We start from the raw sequence: 24,782 nt of genomic DNA on the forward strand, positions 1-24,782 counted from the left end.
CAATGATAATAACCTGAAACCAACATTTTGGATGAGCTCTAATACTAACTTTTTATATATAAATATTCAACAGCCTCGATTTAGAGGGCTAATTGTTCTTATTGCCTTTCTGTTGATAACACCTTCGGTGAGTTGGGCACAGATTGAATGTGATACTTGTGGGGTGAAGTTTTCAGAAAACAAGTTTTTGGACGCTTACAGGAAAAAGGCCGTATTTGTGACGGATTCAGCCGAAAGCTTGCTAGATAAAGCCCGATTGCTGATCAATATGGGTGATGATATGCAACGCATATATAGTCAGCCTGATGAAGCACTAAAGTATTACTTAGGAGCTTATGACTTTCTTTCAGATGACGCAGAACTAAACTTCAAGGTAGGTAAAAGCTTGGTGATGTCAGTTTCTGAAGATAAGACCTCTGCAATTCCATTTCTGAGAAGGGCTGTAGAGCTTAACCCAAATGTAAATGATAGCTTGAGCCTGTTGTTAGGCAGGGCTTACCATTTGAATTACCAATGGGATTCGGCAATGATATATTACCATCAGGCTGAAAAGAAAGTTGGACTTAAAAGTGATTGGAAAATCTCAAAATATATCAAGGAGTGTGAGTCTGGAAAGTGGTATGCAGATAAGAAAAACAGGACCTTGATCAAGAACCTTGGGCCTGCCATCAATTCCCGTTTCTCGGATTACGGCTTAATGATCGATGCGGCAGGAAAGCAGATTTTCTTTACCTCAAGAAGGCACGAGTTCAGGTCAGATAACCCCGATGTAAGGACTCACCTGACAGAGCATATTTACAGTGCCAAGGTGGAGAATGGTAAATGGTCACAGCCAAAACCTGTAGAAGGATTGGCGGATGACAACCAGCACAACGCAACAGTTTCGTTATCGGATAACGGGGAGCATATGATTCTCTATAGGGAGGAGGATCTTTTTGTTTCTCATTTTGGTGAAACCGGATGGTCCACGCCAAAGAAACTGTCTTCAAAGATTAACTCACCTTATCTGGAGACTTCAGCCGCTTTCAATAATGGGGGAGATACACTTTACTTGGTTAGTGATCGTCCAGGTGAGTCTGTTGGCGGGTTGGATATCTTTATTGTTACCAAAGAAAACGGCAAGTGGAAGTATCCAGACAATATTGGGGAACATATCAATTCCGAATATGACGAAGAGGGTGTATTTGTAACTGCTGATGGGCAGTACCTTTATTTCAGTTCGAGAGGCCATGACTCAATCGGAGGGTACGATATTTTCCGTTGTGAAAGAAAAGAGGATGGCAGTTGGGGAAAGCCTATCAATATGGGGATGCCACTGAATACACCGGACGATGACGTGTATTTTGTATTGGAATACAACGGCAGACATGGTTACTACTCTTCGGTAAGGAATGGCGGTTATGGCGAAAAAGACCTTTATAGGGTGACCCTGTTGGGTAAAGAAAAACCATTGCCTTTTGACAATGAGGAGGAATGGCTGACGGAAGATGCTTTTGAAAGGGATGAAGATAGGTTTGCAGGACCTAAAATTCAGGAGCTGATCCAGCACATCATGAATGGAACAGGTACGATGTTGATGGGAATTGATGAAGTCATTCAGGAAGTCAATAAGGAGGCATTACTGAGAAAAGAATAATATAAGACGGTTGGGGGATTTCTGTCAGAAAAGTAGTGGATATTGGCTATATTCTTTCTGATAAAAGGCTGACGTACTACTCAGGCAATCGAACCAAGAAATTTACTGCAATTAACCCAACCGTAATTTATGTACAAGTGTGTAAACGAAGGCAGTTTTACAGCCGTAAAATTCACGCACAAGTTCTACAGCAAATATGCATTCCTGCTAAAAACTGACCGAGGAATAGAAGTTACTGGCTATGATCTGCTCACTTCAGAGGAAGTAAGGAAAGTCGTCAGGGATTTTTTGGTCGAGAGTAAAGGGAGGTGGCTTGTCGAAACGGTAATGCATAACCAGTTAAGGCTCAGAAATGACGAAAACCTTTCTGACAATATTCAGGATTGTCTGCAACTTTTTGAGCGGATGGCTGAATTGTTGGAAATGAAGAACGAAAAGAAACGTGCTGCAATTTGGCAATCGGAATCGGATGGACATACAGGTGAAGTAAGTATTTTTGGTCCGCATGCACCTTTACCCATCTTCAGTCTACCAACGCAAGAAAAGGAGACACCGGTGGTCAGTTCTCTGTCTGATCATGATAATGTCAAAAACCTACCTAAATTCTTCCAAACAAAATATCAAGTATTAATTACCATTGGGGCATTACTGCTGGGAGTTGTCATTGGGCGACTTTGGACAGGTTTTGACAACCATGAGGTCGATGCTATGTCCCAGTTACAACATTTAAGGCAAACCGTATTGATGCTTTCTGAAGATCGAAAGCAGTTAGAGGAAGAAGCCGAAGCTTTAAGAAATGAAAAACTTGTACTTGTTGGACAGCTAGATATCCAATCCAAAACCTTGGAACCTGTGATGGAAGAAATTCAGAACCTGAAAAAGGTTTCCTCAGAAAATGATGTAGAAGTACATAAAGAAATCAAGCAACTAGAACAGGAGAATAAGCGCTTGGAAGAGCAGCAATCAATTTCAAAATCAGCTGTAGAGAAATTAAAGCAACAACTGGAAAAAGCCGAAGATCAAATAGCAGAAACACAAAAGCTTTTGGACTTGAAAGAACAGGAAGTAGAAGGGATAAAGGAAGAGTTGACAGCTTCTCGTGAAATGCTTTCGGAGAAAGAAACGAATGAAAAGTTGTTGTTACAGACGGAGAAAAACCTGAATAAGGAAACGTCAAATATGCAGAAATCAGTAGCAAAACTACAGCATGAGTATCAACAGCTTTTAAAACTGAAGCTCCAGAAAGAAAAAGAATTGCTTGCTGTAGAACAGGAGAATAAAAGGCTTTGGAAAGAAAGTCTGTCCTTAAGTACAAAACTTAAGGACTTGCAAAAAAAAGGTCAAAAACTGGAAAGAAAAAACGAAACCCTGACAGCCAAGGTCGAGTGCTATATCAGTTCTCAATATTGGACGTTGACAACACCTGAAACAGCATGGCGAGAGTATTGTAACAGAAAAGGAATTCTACTGGATGCAGAAGGATTGATTGTCAGTCAGTAGAATTGCTTTCAATGTTTTCGTTTATCAATGCACGTTAGGTTATACACTGACAGCTCCAGCAGTATTTTCCTGCTTTTTGTTGTTCAGCATGGATTTCCATGTCGTGATTTTGGTAGGCTCTTCAGGAGATACAAGACCTTGTCCTGAGAGAGAGACCACCTCATCAAAAGGAACCACCTTATTTTTATACAGGTAAGTAGCCCGAAACATGGCAATCGCATAAGGTTTGCCATCCTTATTTACATAGCGCTGCTCTAGGTAGCAGTATTTGTTGTCCCAGCAAAGTATTTCTGTCTCTACCCAGAATTTTTTGAGAGGTAAAATGGGTCTTATAAAAACAATTTCTTGTGCATTGACTACAGGAGCCCACCTATTTTTGAAAAGCTTTACAATCAATCCCATATGCGCAACTGCATAAAACCGTCCAAGATCAGCAAAACTGAAATACCTGGAATTGGTTACATGAAAGTTGAAATCACAGTCTGAAGGTAAAGCGTAAAACGATGTTTTCCATACGCTTAGTCCCTCAGTTTTCTTCAGGAAAGGTATGCGTAAAATAAAAGTAAAAAGCCTAAGGTAAAGGTTCATACAATAAATGAGTGAATGATCACAATATTTAGATGATCCGAATATAAATAATCAATTGTATAGTAGTGTGCTTAAGCGTAATATATTCCGAAAAGAACTATTCATTTTATAAAAAAATAGATAGGGGAAATTAGTTTCTGAAAGAGACATTTTAACGTTATGGGATTTTTTTAGCAGATAATCTGTTTGTTCTCTAAAAGAGACAAGTTCAAACATTTGCGTGTGGTGTTTTGAAACAGAGACCCAAACAAATAGCAACGATTATCAGGATAAAATAAGGTGTGATGGATAAATTAGAGACAAAACAGAGAATCATCGATAAGCTGCACGAAGAAGTAAACCTGTTAAAAGAGAATTTTGAGGGGCAGTTCAAAAGAAATTTTCAGGAAGCCGCAGATCAGGTAGATGAACAAGCATCCTATGATGAAGGAGGGTTTTGGGATGTACAGGCAGAAGAAAATGCCGAAAAGATGTCAATTTATGAAAAACAGATGGAGAGTCTGGGTAATGCTATCAATAAGCTCAACCAAAAGCAGGTGAAGCTAGAAGACTCAGTAGCATTCGGGAATGTGGTGCATACCAACAATGGGAACTTCTTTGTGTGTTTTGCATTTGAGCCACTGAAAATAGATGGCGTAAAGTTTATTCCAATAGCAAAATCTGCCCCGATTTATGAAGTGCTTCAGGGAAGAAGAAAAGGGGAGAAATTTCAGTTCAGGGACAAAACATTTGAGATACTGGATGTGTATTAAGAGCTACTTAGATTATAAATATTGAAAAGGTGTTCCCGAAATCGGAATGCCTTTTTTTATTTCTATAGGGGTTCATTTTAGAAACGGATTCAACTATATTTAAATCCTAAATTTTTTATGATAAACTAACGAAAAGAACAGATGGCTTCAGCATTCGGACATGCATTGACTGCAATTGCAATTGGGAAGGGGTATCCCAAAAAAATGATCACATGGAAATTTTGGTTTTTAGGGGCAATCTGTGCCATCATTCCTGATGCAGATGTAATCACATTCAAATTTGGCATTCCATACGAAAGTTTTTGGGGACACAGAGGTTTTTCACATTCATTCCTTTTCGCACTCCTTCTAGGTATTTTGGTGACGGTTATTTTTTATAGGAAAAAGTTGAAAAACTGGCAGTCAATAGGATACATCCTTTACTTCTCTTTATGTACAGCATCCCACAGTATTTTGGACGCCATGACGACTGGTGGTTTGGGAGTTGCTTTTTTCTCACCGTGGGACAATACCCGATATTTCTTTCCGTGGAGACCAATAAAGGTGTCACCAATTGGCGTAGAGAATTTTTTTAGCGAGTGGGGAGTGAAAGTGATTCTGAGTGAGCTAATTTGGATAGGAATACCTTGTTTGACTTATATATTTCTGATGGCAATTCTAAAACGAAACAATACTTCACAAAAGCTGAAAGCATGATTTTGTTTGATTCAAAACAAAAAACCAAACAAATGAAATTGAGTACAGCTGTGATATTATTTGTTTTGGACTATTAAGCAGAGGTATAATTGAAGTCGGAAGTTTTAAACTCATCGATGGTTTATAGGTTCAACTCCTTTGGAGTTGGATAAATGTAATTTACTTATACCGTAGGCTTACGCCTAAGGCTACTATTGTTCAATCCCTTCGGGATTATTTTTCATATAGAAAACACCGTTTCCGAAGGAAACAAACCATATTAGCTCCAGATGGCAATCTGGATTTTACAGCAATCAATATATCATAACCCTGAAAGGGTTGAACAGGATAACATCATTTAGTACCTCATAATATGAGAAAGGATTAGAGTAGGAAATCTCTATTCCAATTCAATACTTGCTTATCTCCATTGTTTTTTCTCATTCTTAAACCATTGGAGTCAGGTGGTATTGGTTTGGTATAAAGTGAGTTATGGATTAAGTCGTTACTATTTCGCCCTTTCAGGGCAAAAGTCCTGAAGGGATAAAATATATCAGCGATGGACTTTAGTTCTTCGTCATACAAATGATAATTTTAGCCCTGAAAGGGCGGTATAATCCATAATTCACGTTGCTTGAATGTTCGGTTCTATTCGGAAATTATAATTTCGTGTCGTAATCCCAGTTTCTCCCAAATTAAAAGCACAACTTACATTTGGCAATTCTGATCGCAACTTTATGATATATACAGGTCTTGATTTTTTGTCGTTGAGGGTTTAAAGCACACTTTCCAAGTCTATAGACCATCCCAATAAAAATGGCTCACCTGAAATATTCTCAACGCCAAAAAATTGAAGCATTGCTAGCCGAAGGAATTTCTCAATCGGAAATTGCTAGACAGCTTTGTGTAAGCCGTGCTACCATTAGCAGGGAGATCACACGTAATCAGTCTGAAGATGGGAATTATGTAGCCAAAAAAGCAGAGCATAAAAAAGAATTGAGAAGGTATATTGCCAATCAGCAGCAGCGGGATACAATAAAAGGAATACACCTCAAGCATAAATACCCAAAACTGGTCAAGCAGAAGAAGGTAAGACAATATCATAATCCCTTCCTGATATTTCTGGCTGCTACAAAACTCAAGCAAAGACTTTGTTTGGCCCGATTCAGAGTGGAATTGCGAGTTCTCAGGACTGATACGAGAGGTTATCGTGAACTGAGAAGCAAAACGCTTCGATTTAATCCTGATGGGATACAACAAAGAAATTCGCTAAACAAGATTTCGGTGATCAAAAGGTTTTATCGTAAAAGGTTATTGCACCCATTCGGAGGACGGGTACACCAAAAATTCTGGATGGACTACCGGTATTTTTTGCAGGCATTCCAATATTATGGAGAAAAACAAGTGAGATATTACAAGCTGCTTACTTGTATAAAAAACTCGGAGAGGAATGTGAAATTATATGATGTTGAGCTTGAGTCAGCCAAGATATTGGTTGATGGAATTTCAGCAGCCTAGAAAAGGAGAAACATATTCTTAAGTTGAAGATTCGATAGACCTATAAGGTCTTTTTTTTTGTGACAAAATTAAAGCTAACTGGAGATCTATTTTTTTAGAGAAACATTTAAGACAAATAAGACAGTCTGTTGCAATTTGGAATTGGGTGGTGGCAATACACGAAAGTAAATGGAAAATTAGATAGCTAAATAATAGACTTTGCCACGATTAACACTTTACAGCGAATGACGGTGATTGAGCGAAGCCGAAGTCACAATAAATAATCCCTTCGGCTTCGCTCAGGGAACATCAAAAGAATTTGATGAATGCTAATTTAAAAGCTAAACATTAGTAGCTGAGTGTATTTATGCTGAGCGTGGCGGAGTAGTTATAGTTTTTCGTTCTTAGGCATCTTTCAGAAACTACTCTACAATTGTAATAAAATATAAATGAGGCATTTAGGATATACAGAAAAATGGATTCAATACGGAATTATTGAAAAGGAAACTATTGAATATCAATTGGATGCATTACGCAAAGGAGAAGATCAAAACCCTGAGTATTACAGGTACCAAGCATTGGTTAATTGGCTGAAACCTAAAGAATTTTTGACGGATGAAGAGGCTGAAAGATTTATTGAACTGACAAAAGAGGATTCTGATCAGGCGATGGCGGGTACAGCAGTAAAAGTCTTGCTTACATTCGATTCGCTAGCAGATAACCAGTTTGACTATTTATGCGCTGAATTTTCAAATTTTAGAGAATGGACTGAAAAAGTAATAGGCAGGGAGAGAATTAAGAGGCAAGTCTTATCACAAAATATGACATATGAGCTTTTTGAAAAATGTTTAGCACACTGTCAGCAATTCAATGAAAAATTTATAATTTAATTGGTTGTTCAAAATACAGATAATCTAATTATTTTGAATGAAATTATCGGGTGTGATTTTGGAAAGCATATTAACAAAATGGCACAGTCAAAGCTAAAAAAAGGAAATGTTATAGGGTAGTAGTAAGTTTTTTGAACTATTATGAATACAGTTATATTATTAATTCCAGCATTATTTTTATTAATGCTCTTTCTTCCTACAATTGCTTTTATGTTGAAAGCTAGAAGGTATGGTGCAAAATTTACAATTTATGAAGCATTACTAAGAGCTTTTAGGAAGATAAATTATGAAAAACTTTTTAAGGCATTAGCAGTGGTTCAAAATGAGGGGCTGGATATCAAGTTGACTGAGCTTGAAACACATTTATATGCTGGGGGAAATCCTGAAATGGTAGTAATTGCTTTTTTGAAGTATCGAAACCACCCAGTAGTCAATTTTACAATACTCACGGTATTTGACCTAATGGGAAAGAACGTGTTGGAAATAGCAGAAAACGGAATTCCTGAATATGAATTAAAAATTATAGGGCACAAAGTTGGGAGGGTACAGGTTAACTATTCAGTGAAATTTATGGCTAAACTTTATGATTTGGAATATAAGGTTCAACTTGATGTGATTGAAAATGAAATAATACAAAAATTAGAGCAGTCTTCTTGGCAATGGGATTTTCAAGATAAGCAACGGACTAAAGAATTTATTCTATCCAATGTCTTAACCAAATCATATTGGGATGATATACTTTGTTTAAACCTGATAGAGCAACGGGTGTTTGTTTATTAGGGGTGTAGTAATTTTTATTTTATGGTCTTATATCAAAAAATTAAAAGTCAGTATGCTATAAAATTAATGGCAATTGTCAGTTGTGTGATGTTTATTTGTAGTGGTAATGCTGCTTAGTCAATACAGAGATGTTTTGTTTGGTTATGTCAAAGGTTATGCTCCTCATAATTTTGCATTTAACTTTTCATTTTTTCTTACTGCAATGCTTATTTCATTTATTCTGAGCATTACAGCATTGATAAGAGGCTTTTTGAATAGGGGGAAGTTTTCAGAGCCATCCGATAAGTATATAGTTATAGGTGGCTCTATGCCAATTGTGTTAACTTTTAGTTGGTTTATATTCAGGATATTGAGTGTTATTTTTTTAGACGTATGATCAGTTTTAAGGCTACTACTTTTTCAAGACAAGGTTATTGGATGTATCTACTCAAGCAGTGGGGTAGTCGAGTTTTATTATGTGCTGCAGGAATAGCCATTTACCGTCATGTATATCTCGAAGAACCATTTAACCTTGGAAGATTGTTTGCAGCATCAATTTTTTTGATAAGTTTTCCATATCTAAGACATGATAGGATAGAAGAAGTGGTGATCAATGATGACTTGAAAAGAATTAAATTAGTCTATTATCGGTTGATTTTTGGTAAGGATGAATGTAGTTTTTCATTCGATGAATCAAGAATCAAAGTGAAAACTGATAAAGAGTCATTTAAGATAGAATTTGGAATAAAGCAAGGTCAAAAATTTATTCTGAAGCAGGCGAAGGATGGATTTACTATTGAAACATTATCTAAACTATTAGATGAATTAAAGAATAGGCAATTGGTTTTAATACCTGATGATGACGCCTCCTGAAGGAGTTGAATTGTGACCCAAATGCTAATCATAAACAGTAAATAAATGTTTGCCTTTCTTCAGTATTATCAGACGGCCTTAAAAAAGGTTAGTTAAAGTATTGTCAACTATAAACTAATTTTTATGGGTTTTAATATCGCAGGTGTAGTAATCAACAAGAACTACAAGGATAACCTGAATCAGTTAAATGAGGATATGGGTCTTGATTTTTCAAAAGCAGAAGAAATAACTTTTGAAGTAGCAAGTAGTAATTGGAAGGAGGAGGGAATATGCGATGCCTACTTCTGCGAGATGGGAACAATTCTGTTTATGAATCATGAAAATTGTTTGGAAGGTACTTCTATAACTAATGGGATTAACGTTTTTACTTTTGCCATGTCAGAAGTTACCATGACATTTTTGTTTTCTTATTATGAAGGAGAGCTGTTAGTTAGGGAATTTATGGCACATGAAGGTGAAAAGGAAAACGAATTGGGGGAACCATTGCCTTCAGAAGCAGGAACAGATGAAAGCGGAGCTACATTTAACCAAATAGGGGCAGTTTTAGGTAAATCATTTTGGGATATTGACTTAGCTGAAAAGGCTTATAGATTATCATAAATCCAATTAGTTTTTTAAGCTATATGAAGGAATGGTATTGAAAGGCATTCCTTTTTTTATTGGAATGATAAACTAATCTTCCTTGAAATAGGAAACTTTTGCTCCAAATTTTGATTGAATAGGCTCAAGTTTTCCATTATTATATGTCTTTTGAATTATCCAATTCGTTCCAAAAAACTTGGAATAAGATACAAACTCACTGTTATGTTTTTTGCGGGCTTCAATTTTGGTGTCTAAAGGAGTATTGGTTGGAGTATAAGGCAGATAATCTCCATTTTCATTATAGTAGCCAATTAAATCGATACCAATAAAACAGCCATTCTCAGGGAATTCAATATTATATTCTGAAAGGTCATATTTGATTTTTCTGGCTCCTTTACTTAAGCAACTATTGAAATGAAATGGAGAATTTCTCTCCTATGTTTTCAAGGATATAGATTATCTGTTTTTCTAGGTCTTGTTTAGAGGTATAAGCATACTTAGGCAACCATGTATATTTTATTTCTTTCCAGAGTCTTTCAATCAAATTAAGCTCAGGAGAATAAGGAGGGATAAAGAAGAGTATAAGTCCTTTATCCCTCCATTTTTCGATTTGTTCCTTGAATCTATGACTTCGATGTGTAGGTGCATTGTCTAACACGACAATGGTTGGACGAATTATGTCACTGGCAAAGCGATCAAAGCACTCAATAACTATTTCAGAGTTGGCAGCCCCTTGAAAGAGAAAAGACTTGAATGATTGTGTTCTACTCATAAACCCGAGTACGGTCAGATTTGCACTTGGCACGGAAGGAAGCAATATCCTTTTACCTTTTAGTTGCCATGCATAAGGCACACTTGGGATAAGGTTGACGCCCATTTCATCAAAGAAATAAAGATCGATTCTTCCCTGCTCCTCCTTTTTCTTAAGTGTATTCAGCCATTGGTGGGCTTTTTCAAAGTCTTCCTGATTCCGTTTATGCAGCAAGCTTTTGCGGCTTCTTTTCCATCGGTAACCCCATTTCTTCATCCAACGTCGTAGCGTTGAGACTTTCACCCACTTTTGACAATGCTCCTTGATGTAGGTTTGAACTCTTGACAAGCGCTGTACGCCATCCTTTAGGAAATCAATGATTTTTTTTCCTCTGACGCCTTGAAACTTTTGCGGGGATGCTGCTGTGGCTTGCTATCATACAGACCTGAAAAGCCGTGCTGTTGCCAATGCTGAATCCAACGGCTAACCGTTTCGATTTTATTCACTTGCAAGATCTCAGTTAACTGTGTAAAGTTAAAGCCTTGGGCGTAAAGCAGGACTGCATGAGAACGGAGGCGTACCCGTGAGGAGGTATCGTACTTATACAGCTTTTCGAGCTTGCTGCGATCTTCTGGTGTCAGAGTCAGTTGTGGTTTCATGATATCACAACAAAACTTCCGTTTTCAATTGTTCCTCTGCTTAATCTGATATTGATTGGGTGAACAAGTAAATCTTCCCCTGATTTGTCGTTTTGGTTGTAATACACTCTAATTCGAACCAGTGATTCCCACCTACCATACTTTTTGGGTTCTGGATTTACATCAAAGTAAACCACCTCAATAAAGCCTGAAGCTTTTCTTTTGTTTGGAAGGTACATGGCGTACTGATTTGAACCACCAGTTAGTATAGACTTTTTTTCATTATTCTCAATTTTGTCACTGTACATTGATTGTTTGCTATTTACGGTGACTTCATTGAGGTTCAATGTGATTTCCTGTAAGTGTATTTCGATTTCATTTGACTTTTCTGTTATTGGATTTGGCAAGATATATTCTTTGTATCCAATATGTGATATGATAACAGTATCAGTAGGATTCATTTTTAAAGAAAACCAGCCCTTTGGATTACTGGTAGTGCCATTTGTTGAGCCAAGAACACCTATTTCAGCAAATGGGATAGGTGCGTGACTTTTCGCATCTAAAACTAGACCTGAAAAAATATTCTGACCAATTGCCTTGCTGTATGACAATGAGAGAGCAAGAAAAAATAGGAGTTTGGTAGTAGCCTTTATCATTGATATATATTGCTGTAGCCTAAATCAATTTTTAAAAAAATGAAGTTTATTTAACGCTTGCTAGCTGTAATAGCTTTTTAAGAGTATTACAGGAATTTCTGTCTAAGATAGAGTAGAATAACCACCTTGGCGAGCACTTCATTAAAATAATCTGACCATCGCTGTTTTGATAATTCCTTTCTCTCGTCCTAAATTCGCCGCAAGAAGGATGTTTCAACATTCAGATATTGTTTTACCAGAACTAACTTAGCAAATGAAATTTTTTTCAATGATTGCGTGTCTGTTTTTTATCACTATGATTAATGTACAAGCGCAGGAAGCTTCAGCTTTTCACCAGTCTTTTGCAGAAAAGTGGGAAAGGTCAAAGGCTTATACCTTGGCGGTAGCAGAAGCAATGCCGGAGTCTGATTATGATTTCAGAGCGGCTGAAGGGATTATGACCTTCAGAGAAGAGCTACAGCATATGGCAATGAACTTTGTCTTTTTGCAAGCATATGTAACTGGAGAGAAGGAGTGTGCTATCAGTCATGTCTCAGAAGGGTTTGACCATATGTCAAAAGCGGAGGTGATCGAGGCTTTGAACACAAGCTTTGATTTCGTGACTACAGTTTGGGAAAATACCCCTGAAAGTGCAATGAGCGATAAAGTGGATTTCTTTGCTGAAGGCGTGAACATGAATAAGGAAGGGATTTTCCACCTGATGCGAAATCATGTGACACACCACCGTGGGAGATTGACGTTGATGTTGAGATTGAAAGGGATTAAGCCTCCTCGTTATGTGGGGTGGTAATTTCATAAGGCTTTAGAATAGAGAAGCTGGATACTAGACTTTATTAACAGCATTTTATTTGCTGTGGTGAAGCTCAATGTATACCAGCTTATCTTTTGTCTTGGAACTTCTTATATTTGTAACCTTAAAAACGAAGAAATAAAAGCACATGAAGATTATTGCGATTGGCAGAAACTACGCTGAACATATAGCTGAACTGAATAACGAAAGACCGGACGAGCCTGTAATTTTCACAAAACCTGATACGGCTATCCTGAAAAACAACACACCATTCTACTATCCTGATTTCACAAAGGAAATTCACCATGAGGTGGAAGTTCTGATCAAGATTTGTAAGGAAGGAAAATATGTCAACCCTAAGTTTGCAAGCCGCTACTATGATGAGATCGGTTTGGGTATTGACTTCACTGCCCGTGACTTGCAGGCTAAGGCAAAAGACAAGGGATTGCCTTGGGCATTGGCAAAAGGCTTCAACGGTTCTGCACCAATCTCAGAGTTTGTTTCTAAAGAAGAGTTTGATATGTCCAATCTGGATTTCAGCCTGAACATTAACGGGGAAGAAAGACAGAAAGGCAATACAAGCATGATGCTTTGGAACTTCGATGAAATTATTTGCTACATCTCTCAGTTTATCACATTAAGAAAAGGTGATATTATCTTTACCGGTACGCCAAAAGGTGTTGGTGAAATCAAGGTAGGAGACAGGCTGGAAGGCTTTATCGGTGAGAGAAAAATGCTTGATTTTGAAATTAAATAAGAAACTGGAATATAGAAGCTAGATGCTAGAAACTAGAAAATAGATTATGTATTGTCTTTTCTCTAGCTTCTTCTCTCTAGATTCTAGGCTCTAGGTTCTTGACTCTAGAATCTATACAATGCTTACAATACAAAACCTATCTTTCCACTTCGGCAGTCGCACCATGTATGATGAGGCGTCACTGCATATCAAGCCCAAAAACAGGATTGGGGTTATTGGTTTTAACGGAGCCGGAAAGACTACGCTTCTAAAATTGATTTACGGTCAGCTTCAGCCTGACGGTGGCACTATCAGCAAGCCAAACGATTGTACGATTGGTTTCCTGAATCAGGATATGCTGTCTTATGAGACAGGACAGAGTATCTTGGAAGTGACCATGGAAGCATTCGGAGATATTATCACGCTTCAGGAAGATATTGATCAAATCCTGAAAGAAATGGAAACCAACTACCGTGATGAGTTGGTTGGGGAGCTGGCCAAGAAGCAGGAACGCTTTGAAGCAATGGACGGTTATACTGCCAAAGCAAAGGCGGAAGCTATTCTGGAAGGATTGGGCTTTTCGACAGCTGATCTGGAGCGACCACTCAGAAACTTCTCTGGTGGTTGGCGTATGCGTGTGATGCTGGCAAAATTGCTTTTGCAAAAGCCATCGGTCCTGATGCTTGACGAACCTACCAACCACCTTGACTTGCCGTCAATCCAGTGGTTGGAGCAATATATTTCCAATTATGAAGGAGCAGTACTGATTGTTTCTCACGATAGGGAGTTTTTGGATCGTGCTGTCAACTCAATTGTGGAAGTTGCAGGCGGTAAGCTGATCCAATACAGCGGAAATTATACCTTCTATTTGCAGGAGCGTGAGCAGCGCATGGAAGTGCAGCGAAATGCTTTCGAAAACCAGCAGCAGAAGATCAAGCAGACCGAGCAGTTTATCAACCGTTTCCGTGCCAAGTCTACCAAGGCGAGACAGGTACAGTCAAAGGTGAAGATGCTTGAGAAAATGGATATGGTGGATGCCGTCCATGAGGAAAACCCTGAGATGAACCTGCGTTTTACCTTTAAGCAGCAGTCAGGCAAGATTGTTTCGGAAATGAAAAACGTAACCAAGGCATATGGTGAAAATGTAATCTTCCGTGACTCTTCACTGCATATCGAAAGGGGAGACAAGATTGCTTTTATCGGTGCCAACGGTAAGGGTAAGTCTACAATGCTTCGTGTCATTGATGGCTCAGAACCTATACAGGAAGGGGAAACCAAGAAAGGTCACAACGTGATCACCACTTTTTATGCACAGCACCAGCTGGAGTCTCTGACATTGGACAATGAGATTCTGGATGAGCTTAAGCAGGCAGGATCGGAAAAGACAGAGCTGGAGTTGAGAACAATTTTGGGTGCATTCCTTTTCTCCGGAGAGGAAGTGAACAAAAAGATCAAGGTGCTTTCTGGTGGTGAGAAATCTAGAGTGGCATTGGCAAAAACGTTGATCTCGGAAGCCAACTTCCTGATGCTTGACGAACCTACCAACCACTTGGATATCCAGTCTGTCAATGTACTGATTCAGGCATTGCAGCAGTATGAAGGTACTTATATTGTGGTTTCTCACGACCGTCACTTTATTTCCCATATCGCCAACAAGATTTGGTATGTGGAAAATCAGGAAGTGAAGGAGTTTCCAGGTAACTATGAGGAGTTCTGTTACTTTATGGAGCAACGTGAAGCTGAACAGCAGGGAACAGACAGTACACAATCGTCCAAGCCAAAGAAGGAGAAGAAACAGCGATCAGACAGCGAGCGTAAGGAGTGGCAAAAGAAGGTGAACCAAACCAAGAAGAAGCTTGAAAAAGCCGAAGAGTTGGTCATGGAACTGGAAGAGAAGAAGGAAGCGTTGGAAGGCGAACTTGCCAACCCTGAAATTTTCAGTGATTCTAAAAAGCTGCAAGAGCTGAATGCAACTTATGAGCAGACCAAGTCAGATTTGGAGACAGCCAATGAGGACTGGGAAAACCTGATGTTGGAACTGGAAGAATTAGAAGAACAAGATAGCAATTAGTACTCAGTAAGGTACTTACCAATATTTTATGGCCCTTGGGAGATTTTATTTGATCTGCCAAGGGTTTTTATTTTGTATTTTCAGTAAAAACAATCAAACTTGAATTAATTCAAGGAAATTAACCCAACTACGAACTGTTACTTGTACGATGAACCAGATTCCAACCCCTCCAGCATTGGAAAAGCCATCTGTTTTTCAGCAATTTTTTGCATGGCTAAAACACCCCATTGACATTGCTCCATTGGTATATTTCCGCATAGTAGGTGGAGCTCTGATGACCATAGAACTTACAGGTGGGATGTTTACCAGCTATATTAAAAACCTGCTGCATCCCGGATTTCACTTTTCCTATATGCTATTTCCATGGATAAAGCCTTGGTCTGAGCCATGGATGATGTACCTGCATTTCTGTCTGAATGTAGTATTGGGGGTGATGGTAGTTTTTGGTGCTTATTATCGTATAGCCACCTTACTGCTGTGCCTGAGTGCGACCAGTATTTTCTTGATGGAAAAAGCACTTTATATAAACCATATCTACCTGTACTGCTTAATGGTTTTTCTGTTGAGCTTACTTCCGGCCAATAGGGCATTTTCTTATGACGTTAAGCGAGGTAAGGTAAAAGAAGTGTCTGAAGTTCCAGCTTGGACAGTTTATATTCTGGCTTTTCAGATTGCAGTAGTCTATTTTTTTGCAGGAATCGCCAAGCTTAATAGTGATTGGTTATATGCCCAGCCATTGAAGATTTGGTTTGCTTCCAAAGGGGATCACCCAGTGTTAGGATGGCTGTTGGTAAAAGAGTGGTATCCATATTTGGTGGCTTATGGAGGTTTGTTTTTTGACTTATTTGTAGTACCATTTATGTTATGGAAAAAGACAAGGAAAGCAACATTTTGGATAGCTTGCTTTTTTCATGCTACCAATGCCCTGACTTTCGGGATCGGAACTTTCCCTTGGTTTTCGGCTGCTGCCACTTTACTTTTCTTCCCTGCAGACTCTTTCAGGAATTGGAAGTGGCTCAACAAGCATTTGCCTGCAAAAGGAACGGCTGCTTTCCAATTTGATTCAGCTAATAGAATGGTTTACCCAATCGTTATCAGTTATCTGATCATTCAATTGGCAATGCCTTTTAGGCAGTTTTGGTATGAGGGGAATACCAGTTGGTTTGATGAGGGACATAATTTTTCATGGCATATGATGTTGCGTTCCAAATCTGGCAGGGCTTTCTTCTTCGTTAAAGATGGCGTAACTGGTAAAGAGGAAAAAGTAAGCCCAACAAAGTACCTAAATCGGAAGCAGTATGGCAGGATGATTGGCAAACCCGATATGCTGTTGGAGTTTGCACACTTTATAAGGGATGAATATGTAAAGAAGGGATGGCAAGAGGTGTCTGTATCAGCTTATTGTAAAGTCAGTCTCAATGGTAGGGATTCACAAATTATGCTCGACAGAAATGTGGTACTGACTGAGCAGGAGCGAGGCTTGCATCATTATGACTGGGTCAAGCCATTGACAATGCCGATCAAATAAAAAAGGTCTCTACTTAAAAAGTAGAGACCCGAATTTTGGATAGTTTATTTAGTAACTCATCAGTTAATTTGTAGGGAAAGTTTGAGCCTCAGCTTCAAACCTTTTTCTAATGGTTGGAGGTAAAGTATCCACCAGTACACTTCTGGCAGGATGGTGCTGATCGTAAATCAACCATTCAAATTCTTCATCTTCCAAGACCTCAGGTTCTCGGGTCTTTATTTTACAGATATAGTCTTTACCCTCTACCTCATATCTGAATTTTAGCTCGTGAGTTGTATGGTGGTTTGACTCATAAGAAATTTCAGATGATACCAGCTTACCCGTTCCCAGCTTTCCATTATGTATAATGCTTATTTTTTGAATTGCTTCCTTGAGTAACCAGAGTATAATACCGAATCCCAATAGTATCAGCATCGCAGCAAAAAGAATCGTACTCATATTGACATGTACATGTTTTTCGTTGGCAATGGTGGCAATTGAAGGATCTTTAGTGAGGTATTCTACCTCAATGGTTTGTCCTTTGCTATAGTCCCGATCTTCAAGAATAGTTTCTTTAGTATAAGTTTTCTCAGCTACCTTATATTGAAAATCATAGTGCTTTTGGTTGATAAATTCCCCTTCTTCGTTATTAAAAGATACATCTTCTACCGAGACAACTTCACCTTGACATACACTATTTTGATTGAGAAGTAATTGGAAGTGATGAGCATCAGATTCATCCCAAAGCATGGAGACTATGACAATGCCTACTATAATTGGTGCAATACCGTAGGAGTGTCTGTAGTCTTTAAAGAAGATGCCTAACATCTCCAAAAAAGTGATTTTCATATTTCTTGGTTTTTAGCTATTTCCCTTAACAAAAGGGTCTGTAAGTTATGAATATGGATCCTGACTTTTTTTGTGGAAAAAGGTATTGGATCTGTTCAAATAAATAAACGTAAATGCAATTATGCAAAGTATACATGTAATAGCTATACTAAACGTAGAAATTAATTTGAACAGCTTTGGATACCACAACCAAGAGATGGTTGTGTCAGGCATTTTTCCTTCCAGTACGTCTGTTTTGAAATCTGGGAAATTAAGGTCGCTGTTCGGTTTTGGGGATAAGTAATGATTTTGGTTTTTAATATGCTCAATATCTTTTTGAGTAGCCTGAAGTACCTTGTCCTGATGGTTTATCTTCGCCTTAAGTAGTTCCATATCGTCTTGAAACTGTATTGTCAGTTTATTCAGAGACCTAAGTTCCTGTATAATCTGTCTGTTGTAATGATTGTTTTGAGATATAGCTGTGACAAATTGTTCCCGACTGTCATTCATGATGACAGCTTGTTTGTGCAATTCAAGCAACTCATTGACGTGATCTTGCGTCTGTTGAAATTCTGAAAAGGCTTGAGGAGGAGTTTTAAGGAGTGTTTCCAAACGGGTGATTTCTTTTTCAAGCGACCGTATTTTGAACTCTTGACTTTTAATCATGTCCTGTTGTCCTGCATTCTCAGCTTCAAGTTTTGTTTTTTCATTCTTGAGTAATTCAGTAAGTAGCTCAATGTCATTACTCTTCAAAGTGCCCAAGTAAAATGCAGCCATAAGTCCTAAAACTAATGTGGATGGTTTTGCGAGACTTTTCAAATTGTTCAACAGCATTTGGTAGTGTAGATTATTCTTCATTGACAGGGTTTATGTTAAGATTTTGGTTTCTGCCATGTGTATGGCGATAGGTTAGTGTCAGTAAGCAAATTGCGCTTAGGATATGTTGGATTAGCCTTAATTCCTTCTCGTGTATGATTCATATGGAATTACTAATGAATCAATATAATGTATTAGATATTTTGCGTTCTCAGTTTTGGGTTTCCTTGTTGTTGTGCCATGTAAATAATTGATTATGACAATTTATTATTTACATCAATAATGCCAAATCCTGATAATTTTAGATAAAATCGCATTTTTGTTAAAATAATATTTTTTAATTGTGCCCAACTGCTATCAATTAGTTTTAAAAGGCATTAAGTAACTCAAAAATGAAAGCAATACTACGTAGAAACGAACATTCAAACCTTCAGACATTAGGCGAGTTCCAACTTTTTGATGGGGAAGAATTGGTTATGGAATGCAAGACACTGGAGCTTCCATGGAAAGACAATCAAAACAGTATCTCTTGTATCCCGACTGGAAGTTATAAGGCTGTTTTCAGGGATTTCGGAAATTATGCAGGCAGGGCATATCATATTCAGGAGCTGGATGGAAGCGAAGTAAAAGGAAGGTCAGGAATCCTGATACATTCAGGTAACTTTTTTACTGATACAAGAGGCTGCATATTACTCGGAACAGGTTACGCTGACTTAGAAGTCAAAAGTAAGGGGATTAAGAAGGATGGGGTTTTAGACCTTGTTAATTCTCGAAATACCATAAACAAGCTTATAGAGATTGTCGGTGACAAAGAACTTACTTTGGATGTGATAGGAGAGCCGGAGTCTGAAATTACTGTAACAACAATCGAACTGGATTTGGAAACAGCACCGTTTCAGCCTAATGACAGAGCAGTAGTGAATGTGAAAACTATATTGAACTTTAGGTCCGCTCCAGAGAAGTCAGCTCCAAAAGTACTTGCGTCTGGACTTGCAAACGGGACCTTTGTTCAAATCCTTGAGATGAAGGGTGAGTGGGCGAAGGTTTTTGCGCCTACTGTTAGAGGATGGGTACATGGTAATTTTGTCAAGAAAGATGGAAAAGAAGCTGTTGTAAATACTGAAAGCGGTAGGTTAAATGTAAGAACATTACCTGAAGTATCATCACAGGCAATTAATGCACTTGAAAAGGGTACACTTTTGGAAGTGTTGAAGGAGCAGGATGAGTGGCTTGAAGTGACCGCCTTATCAGTAGAGGGGTATGTATATGGGGAATACCTCTCTAAGTGATACGATTGCAAGCATTGGGGGAATGAAATAACAGAAAGAAATATTTATATGATCAATAACATCATGCAATACGAAATTAAAAACTCGTATTGCATGAATTATTTAGCTGAATACTAATACTATTAACCATCTCACCAATGAATTTCTTTGTAAGTACGATTACTTCACTTTTCCCCGATTCGGTGGAAGAAGTGCTCAACCTCTCATTTCTTGTCAGAAACTCCTTAACAATTGGTTTTCAAATTATTTTCCTGCTTTTGTCGCTATTTCTTCTAATAGGACTGGTAAAGCCCGGTTTGGTTCTTTGGGGTTCTGACACACCCAAAAGAAGAAATGTACTGATTTATTTTATGGCTGCTGTTTTTTCCTTTTCGATGATTTATGGAGGATTTGATTATGCTAGGGTAAAAGGGAAAGACTTGATGATCGCTCAGGTACAACCAAGTCCTAAAGTTGTAATTGCTGCTGCGGATTGTGACTTCTATATAGAAGGAAAGCTGAACAAGCCATATTTCATACAGAAAGTAGCAAATGCACTTTTGGATAAGGCTTATGAGAGTCCGTGGAGTGTAAAGTGGCAAATGCAAAGTATGTTTTGGGATTGTGATTTTTATGCCACATCAAGTTTGGAACAAATCCTTTCAGAAGTGTCGGGTATCGCTTATCAAAAAAAGGTAACCAAGCATTATACTTATTATAACCCTGCATTTATTAAATGGGGATTTAGGTACCTGATACCGGAAAATGCAGATGCCGAAAGTCAAAGTCTCTATGAGATGTATTTTAAAAATTGGGTGAGGGCATATGTTCAAGGGTATATGTACCTACATTATAATGAGCTTTTTGACAGTGAACTAAAAGCTTATAGGAGTGCTATTTGGCATGGAGAACTTTCTGGCTCAGAATACCTTCACATGCGGTTTAAAAACAATGAATTGACTTTAGGTAAAAATGTTAGCGATACTGCTCCTGAAATATTGGGTTTTTGGCTGAGAAGGCACAATGATGATACAGCGCCTATTATTTGGGAAGAAGTCCGAAGAAAATTAGAGCTGTTTGACAAATTCTGGTTTGATCAGGAAATCATCAGGCTTGAAACCGTGGCAAAGAATACGGATATGAAGATAGATCCAAAAGGTGAGCTACACCTGTGAGAAAAGTTTTAGGAACATGCCTAAATGTCATTGTTAGGGAGCTTTCTGTTTTGCTATCTTGAATAAAGTCGTTTTACCCAAGATTTAACTGAGTATCCATGGAAAAAATTTTCAGTGCCCTTGTTGTTAGGGAACAGGAAGCCGGAAAGTTCACCCGATCATTGGAGCAAGTCAAAATGGAAGATCTTCCTGATGGTGAAGTATTAATAAAGGTACATTACTCTTCTCTGAATTATAAAGACGGATTGTCTGCAGTGGGAAATAAAGGGGTAACCCGTAACTATCCGCATACTCCAGGTATTGATGCGGCAGGAACAGTAGCCTATAGCAGTGTTCCTGAGTTCAGTAAAGGTGAGGAAGTGATCGTAACGGGTTTTGACCTTGGAATGAATACAAATGGAGGTTATGGAGAGTATATTAGGGTACCATCTGCATGGGTCATTCCATTACCCAAAGGATTGACGTTGAAAGAAAGTATGATTTTCGGTACAGCTGGACTGACGGCAGGGTTATGTACTGAAGCACTCATAGCACATGGTATTACACCAAGTAAGGGACCGGTTTTGGTTTCTGGTGGGTCAGGTGGTGTTGGTAGTCTTTCTGTAGCAATTTTGAGTAAGTTGGGATATGAGGTTATAGCTGTTACGGGAAAGAAAAAAGCCCATGAAATACTGAAAAGTCTAGGTGTAGGCAAAATTATCAGTAGGGAAGAGGCCGTAGATTCATCAGGTAAGCCATTACTGAGACCCATTTATGCTGGAGCCATCGATACTGTAGGTGGTTCGATCCTGACTACTGCTATGAAAAGTCTAAAATATGGGGGTAGTATCGCTTGTTGTGGGTTGGTATCTTCACCTAAAATCGACCTTACTGTATTTCCATTTATCTTAAAAGGAAATAATCTATTGGGGATAGACTCTGTAGAGTGTGAAATACAAAAGCGTATTGATGTTTGGAATAAGTTGGCAGGACCTTGGAAGCCTGATCAGCTTAGCAAAATAACAGAGACCTGTAATCTGGATCAGTTAAGTGATAAGATTCAGCAAATCCTAAAGGGTGAATTGATGGGTAGGACAGTAGTTAGTCTTTATTAGCTTCATCTGGGGCAGCAACTTGACCACCTTTGTAAACCATCTCTTCATAACCATTGGTGTGCTGATATTCCCAATCAATATCTAACAAGACTCCTTTCATCTGTGGTGAAGATTCCAGCATCAGGATGAGGGAGTCTTTTGTACGAATACGGAGATCAGCTTCAAAAGTACCCTCATGAGCTTCTCCTAATTGAAGGAAGCTCTTACCTCTAAGGCTCCATACTTTTTTGAATTGTGGCGCAAATTCCTGACGCTGCTCAATGGCATTGAGGCAGCGTGATAGTTCCCCACTGTAATCAGTTTTGGAAGTGATTGTCTGAAAATCCTGTTCTTGTAAGTCAATAAGGCTAGGAGCTTCCTTTTTTTGGACCATAAGTACTTCATCACCTTCGTCTGATAGAAAAGCTTTTTCCTCTGAGTAGATATAGTGGTTGCCTTGATAAAACCTTTTGTCTGTGCCAACAAAGACAAGCTGGTCATCTTTCAGAAAGTACCTTTTCTTTAGGTTTCCATACTCCCCCATATTACCAACTTCTTCCACCAGTTTTAACTTATTGTCCTTGTCAAAAAAGGAAGTGGCAGAGAATGTATAATCCCCTAGAGAAAACATCATACTCCGTTTGAAATCATAGGAAGGGTAAGTTTCCTTCACCTCTTCAACATAATCTTGAATTTTTGAGATCTTGGCGTCTTCATTTTCGAGCTGTTTACAGCCTGTCCAAAGAATCATGATGAAGAGAAGAAGTAGAACTGATCTATTCATATTGGTTGATTAGCGTTTCATATTGAAAGTGTCAATAATTAAATTAAAAATTTTTCCACTCTTGCTAAAGTACCTTTCTAATAAAGGTTAACATTTGTTTAAGTGTCGCCTCTTTAGCTTGAATATGCGGAGTATGACCACAATTTTCGATCATAACAGAAATGGCACTTTCTCCTATTAGGCTGACAATTTTAGTTACTTGTTCTTGGGTGGCATATTCGTCATCGATACCTTGTATGATAAGGGATGGACATTGAATGTTATTTACCTCTTTTTCTATATTCCAACCTATAAATTCAGGTGTAAGCCAAGTGTCAGCCCAAGCGTAAAATAAAGTGTCTGTTTTTTCTCCATGGTATTTATACAGCTTGTCTTTTATTTTCGGATATGCAGCTACCGCATGTTTGATTCCTTCCAATGTAACTTCCTCAACAAAAATATGAGCCGCTTCCGTTACTATAGCCCTTGTTGGATGATGGGCTGCGTATAATAAAGCAATACTGCCTCCGTCACTATGACCGATAAGAATAGGGCGAGAGATACCTAGCTTTTCAAGTAATAAGGGTAAAACGAGCTGTGCCTCATGGTGTAAGTACTCAACAGTCCGTGGAGAAGATAAGGGATCGGACTGACCGTGCCCTTGTCTGTCATAGGATAATATGTTTAAACCTGTTTCCTGAGCCAGTAAGCTTGGGACATCTTTCCAAAACTCTATACAACCAAGCCCTTCATGAAGAAAAACAAGTGTTGGTGCCGCTGGATCTGTATTTTGTTTTAAGTGTTGAAACCTGATTAATGTACCATTAACTTCAATAGTCTGGTTATTATGAACACACATATCTTTATTATAGTTGCTTTATTAAAGGACATATCATTTTAAAAAGCTTCACAAAATGAAATGTTAGAAGCATTGTCAATTTTGTTCAAAAAAATGAAGAAATGTGAACTTTTTAAAAACATCCAATTGGAAAACCGCTTGAAGATCTCTATTCTTGTAGGCAAAAGAGGAATAATCGTCCAATATACCTACTTGAACTAATTAACGATAGCGTGTGAACAGGATTTTGACATAATTATGCATAACCAAGATATTCTGATAAAATACCAGCCCCTTCTTTATGCCATAGCCAACAAAATGGTAGGTGTTGGAATGGATGCCGAAGATGTAGTGCAGGAGACTATGGTAAAGCTATTGAAGGTAGATTTCTCGAAAATTGAAGACATCAAAAATTACCTGGCAAGAGCGATCACAAACAATTGCTTGAATTATCTGGAAAGTCTGAAAAGAAAAAAAGAAGTTTCTTTACAGAATGTGAAAGCGCAATTACCTGCTACAATTCAGCATATCGAACAAAACCTATCAAAGTTTGATATGGCCAATGAGCTTTCTGTAGGGATGAGAAGGCTGTTGTCTAGACTGACTCCTTCTGAACGTGGTGTATACTTGCTCAAAGAAGTCTTCAATTATGACTACACCGAGATTACAGAAATTTTCGAGAAGAAAAAAGATCACTGCAGACAGTTGGTGAAAAGAGCCAAAGACAAGATGCAGGAAGGGAAGGAACGCTTTAAAGTAGATCCTGAACATTTTCAAGACCTTTATAGCAAATTTCAAGATGCAAGTCTCAAAGGCAATATGAATAGTCTGATTGAGTATTTGCAGAATGAAGTAGGAAATAAAAACAGTGATTAAATAACCGCTTCAATTGTTACTTCTATCTAAAGAGATATAAAAGCCCTAATTACAGCTGTAATTAGGGCTTATTTTTTAGGGTGAATTCTATATTTGATCTCTTTTTGAAAAAAAACAATATTTTTTTCATTATATAAATTCTCTTAAATAAGGCTAAAATATTGAAAATAAGTAAGTTGAAATTGTATTGATGAAAGTCACTCTTTTCTAATCAGGCCAGTCACCTCCCACGGATCATAAGTGA

General features: G+C 38.2%; 25 protein-coding genes. 17 read left to right on the forward strand and 8 right to left on the reverse strand.

The window, feature by feature from the left end; genetic code table 11:
* Nucleotides 1-31: 31 nt before the first annotated feature.
* Together V6R21_RS13055 and V6R21_RS13060 are read left to right on the forward strand one after the other, a co-directional pair.
* The gene (locus V6R21_RS13055) at nucleotides 32-1,636 is read left to right on the forward strand and encodes a hypothetical protein (protein ID WP_334244063.1); all 1,605 of its coding nucleotides are present in this window, start codon (nucleotides 32-34) and stop codon (nucleotides 1,634-1,636) included.
* A gap of 129 nt (nucleotides 1,637-1,765) precedes the next feature.
* Nucleotides 1,766-3,136, forward strand: coding sequence for a coiled-coil domain-containing protein (locus V6R21_RS13060; protein ID WP_334244064.1), 1,371 nt, complete (start codon nucleotides 1,766-1,768; stop codon nucleotides 3,134-3,136).
* Between the two features lie 39 nt (nucleotides 3,137-3,175).
* On the opposite strand, the gene V6R21_RS13065 is transcribed toward V6R21_RS13060, so the two are convergent.
* Entirely contained in the window at nucleotides 3,176-3,724 is a 549-nt protein-coding gene (locus V6R21_RS13065; RefSeq protein ID WP_334244065.1) for a thioesterase family protein, read from the reverse strand.
* A 284-nt stretch (nucleotides 3,725-4,008) separates the two neighbouring features.
* On the opposite strand from V6R21_RS13065, the gene V6R21_RS13070 reads away from it, so the two are divergent.
* The 7 genes from V6R21_RS13070 (at nucleotide 4,009) to V6R21_RS13100 (ending at nucleotide 9,770) form a co-directional block, all read left to right on the forward strand.
* Complete coding sequence (locus V6R21_RS13070) at nucleotides 4,009-4,476, forward strand: hypothetical protein (RefSeq protein WP_334244066.1); 468 nt, start codon at nucleotides 4,009-4,011, stop codon at nucleotides 4,474-4,476.
* Between the two features lie 141 nt (nucleotides 4,477-4,617).
* Entirely contained in the window at nucleotides 4,618-5,172 is a 555-nt protein-coding gene (locus V6R21_RS13075; RefSeq protein WP_334244067.1) for a metal-dependent hydrolase, read from the forward strand.
* 795 nt (nucleotides 5,173-5,967) lie between these two features.
* Complete coding sequence (locus V6R21_RS13080) at nucleotides 5,968-6,669, forward strand: helix-turn-helix domain-containing protein (protein ID WP_334244068.1); 702 nt, start codon at nucleotides 5,968-5,970, stop codon at nucleotides 6,667-6,669.
* A 428-nt stretch (nucleotides 6,670-7,097) separates the two neighbouring features.
* On the forward strand, nucleotides 7,098-7,538 hold the full coding sequence (locus tag V6R21_RS13085; RefSeq protein ID WP_334244069.1) for a hypothetical protein: 441 nt from the start codon (nucleotides 7,098-7,100) through the stop codon (nucleotides 7,536-7,538).
* A gap of 141 nt (nucleotides 7,539-7,679) precedes the next feature.
* Nucleotides 7,680-8,318: a flotillin-like FloA family protein gene (locus V6R21_RS13090; RefSeq protein ID WP_334244070.1), complete on the forward strand. Its 639-nt coding sequence runs from the start codon at nucleotides 7,680-7,682 to the stop codon at nucleotides 8,316-8,318.
* A 372-nt stretch (nucleotides 8,319-8,690) separates the two neighbouring features.
* Nucleotides 8,691-9,170, forward strand: a complete 480-nt coding sequence (locus tag V6R21_RS13095; protein ID WP_334244071.1) for a hypothetical protein — start codon at nucleotides 8,691-8,693, stop codon at nucleotides 9,168-9,170.
* Between the two features lie 123 nt (nucleotides 9,171-9,293).
* Nucleotides 9,294-9,770 (forward strand): hypothetical protein, encoded by a 477-nt coding sequence (locus tag V6R21_RS13100; RefSeq protein WP_334244072.1) that lies wholly within the window; start codon nucleotides 9,294-9,296, stop codon nucleotides 9,768-9,770.
* Between the two features lie 388 nt (nucleotides 9,771-10,158).
* Here V6R21_RS13100 and V6R21_RS13105 read toward each other — a convergent pair whose 3' ends face one another.
* From V6R21_RS13105 to V6R21_RS13115, 3 genes are read right to left on the reverse strand one after another with little or no spacing between them, the layout of a single operon-like run.
* Complete coding sequence (locus V6R21_RS13105) at nucleotides 10,159-10,851, reverse strand: IS630 family transposase (RefSeq protein ID WP_334242230.1); 693 nt, start codon at nucleotides 10,849-10,851, stop codon at nucleotides 10,159-10,161.
* A 17-nt stretch (nucleotides 10,852-10,868) separates the two neighbouring features.
* The gene (locus tag V6R21_RS13110; protein WP_334242229.1) at nucleotides 10,869-11,162 is read right to left on the reverse strand and encodes a helix-turn-helix domain-containing protein; all 294 of its coding nucleotides are present in this window, start codon (nucleotides 11,160-11,162) and stop codon (nucleotides 10,869-10,871) included.
* Nucleotides 11,159-11,797, reverse strand: coding sequence for a carboxypeptidase-like regulatory domain-containing protein (locus tag V6R21_RS13115; protein WP_334244073.1), 639 nt, complete (start codon nucleotides 11,795-11,797; stop codon nucleotides 11,159-11,161). The genes V6R21_RS13110 and V6R21_RS13115 overlap by 4 nt, the downstream gene beginning before the upstream one ends.
* A gap of 253 nt (nucleotides 11,798-12,050) precedes the next feature.
* Here V6R21_RS13115 and V6R21_RS13120 point away from each other — a divergent pair, with 253 nt between their 5' ends.
* From V6R21_RS13120 to V6R21_RS13135, 4 genes are all read left to right on the forward strand, one after another.
* Entirely contained in the window at nucleotides 12,051-12,587 is a 537-nt protein-coding gene (locus V6R21_RS13120; protein ID WP_334244074.1) for a DinB family protein, read from the forward strand.
* Nucleotides 12,588-12,735: 148 nt separating this feature from the next.
* Nucleotides 12,736-13,344 (forward strand): fumarylacetoacetate hydrolase family protein, encoded by a 609-nt coding sequence (locus V6R21_RS13125; RefSeq protein ID WP_334244075.1) that lies wholly within the window; start codon nucleotides 12,736-12,738, stop codon nucleotides 13,342-13,344.
* Between the two features lie 118 nt (nucleotides 13,345-13,462).
* A complete protein-coding gene (locus V6R21_RS13130) occupies nucleotides 13,463-15,394 on the forward strand; it encodes an ABC-F family ATP-binding cassette domain-containing protein (protein ID WP_334244076.1) in 1,932 nt (643 codons plus the stop codon).
* Between the two features lie 148 nt (nucleotides 15,395-15,542).
* On the forward strand, nucleotides 15,543-16,922 hold the full coding sequence (locus V6R21_RS13135) for an HTTM domain-containing protein (protein ID WP_334244077.1): 1,380 nt from the start codon (nucleotides 15,543-15,545) through the stop codon (nucleotides 16,920-16,922).
* A 63-nt stretch (nucleotides 16,923-16,985) separates the two neighbouring features.
* On the opposite strand, the gene V6R21_RS13140 is transcribed toward V6R21_RS13135, so the two are convergent.
* Both V6R21_RS13140 and V6R21_RS13145 read right to left on the reverse strand, forming a co-directional pair.
* Nucleotides 16,986-17,750 carry a DUF3592 domain-containing protein gene (locus V6R21_RS13140; RefSeq protein ID WP_334244078.1) on the reverse strand — a complete coding sequence of 255 codons (765 nt, stop codon included), beginning with the start codon at nucleotides 17,748-17,750 and terminating at the stop codon, nucleotides 16,986-16,988.
* A 45-nt stretch (nucleotides 17,751-17,795) separates the two neighbouring features.
* Nucleotides 17,796-18,587: a coiled-coil domain-containing protein gene (locus V6R21_RS13145; protein ID WP_334244079.1), complete on the reverse strand. Its 792-nt coding sequence runs from the start codon at nucleotides 18,585-18,587 to the stop codon at nucleotides 17,796-17,798.
* 350 nt (nucleotides 18,588-18,937) lie between these two features.
* On the opposite strand from V6R21_RS13145, the gene V6R21_RS13150 reads away from it, so the two are divergent.
* From V6R21_RS13150 to V6R21_RS13160, 3 genes are all read left to right on the forward strand, one after another.
* Nucleotides 18,938-19,834, forward strand: a complete 897-nt coding sequence (locus tag V6R21_RS13150) for a DUF5675 family protein (RefSeq protein ID WP_334244080.1) — start codon at nucleotides 18,938-18,940, stop codon at nucleotides 19,832-19,834.
* Nucleotides 19,835-19,971: 137 nt separating this feature from the next.
* Complete coding sequence (locus tag V6R21_RS13155) at nucleotides 19,972-20,988, forward strand: hypothetical protein (protein WP_334244081.1); 1,017 nt, start codon at nucleotides 19,972-19,974, stop codon at nucleotides 20,986-20,988.
* A 98-nt stretch (nucleotides 20,989-21,086) separates the two neighbouring features.
* The gene (locus V6R21_RS13160; protein ID WP_334244082.1) at nucleotides 21,087-22,082 is read left to right on the forward strand and encodes a YhdH/YhfP family quinone oxidoreductase; all 996 of its coding nucleotides are present in this window, start codon (nucleotides 21,087-21,089) and stop codon (nucleotides 22,080-22,082) included.
* On the opposite strand, the gene V6R21_RS13165 is transcribed toward V6R21_RS13160, so the two are convergent.
* Both V6R21_RS13165 and V6R21_RS13170 read right to left on the reverse strand, forming a co-directional pair.
* Nucleotides 22,069-22,845, reverse strand: coding sequence for a hypothetical protein (locus V6R21_RS13165; RefSeq protein WP_334244083.1), 777 nt, complete (start codon nucleotides 22,843-22,845; stop codon nucleotides 22,069-22,071). The two genes, V6R21_RS13160 and V6R21_RS13165, sit on opposite strands and share 14 nt — an antisense overlap.
* A 64-nt stretch (nucleotides 22,846-22,909) precedes the next feature.
* Nucleotides 22,910-23,683: an alpha/beta fold hydrolase gene (locus V6R21_RS13170; protein ID WP_334244084.1), complete on the reverse strand. Its 774-nt coding sequence runs from the start codon at nucleotides 23,681-23,683 to the stop codon at nucleotides 22,910-22,912.
* Nucleotides 23,684-23,920: 237 nt separating this feature from the next.
* Between V6R21_RS13170 and V6R21_RS13175 the strand changes: the two genes are divergently transcribed.
* Nucleotides 23,921-24,538 carry a sigma-70 family RNA polymerase sigma factor gene (locus V6R21_RS13175; protein ID WP_334244085.1) on the forward strand — a complete coding sequence of 206 codons (618 nt, stop codon included), beginning with the start codon at nucleotides 23,921-23,923 and terminating at the stop codon, nucleotides 24,536-24,538.
* Nucleotides 24,539-24,782: the final 244 nt, after the last annotated feature.

It is taken from the genome of Limibacter armeniacum, assembly GCF_036880985.1.
Classification (GTDB): domain Bacteria; phylum Bacteroidota; class Bacteroidia; order Cytophagales; family Flammeovirgaceae; genus Limibacter; species Limibacter armeniacum.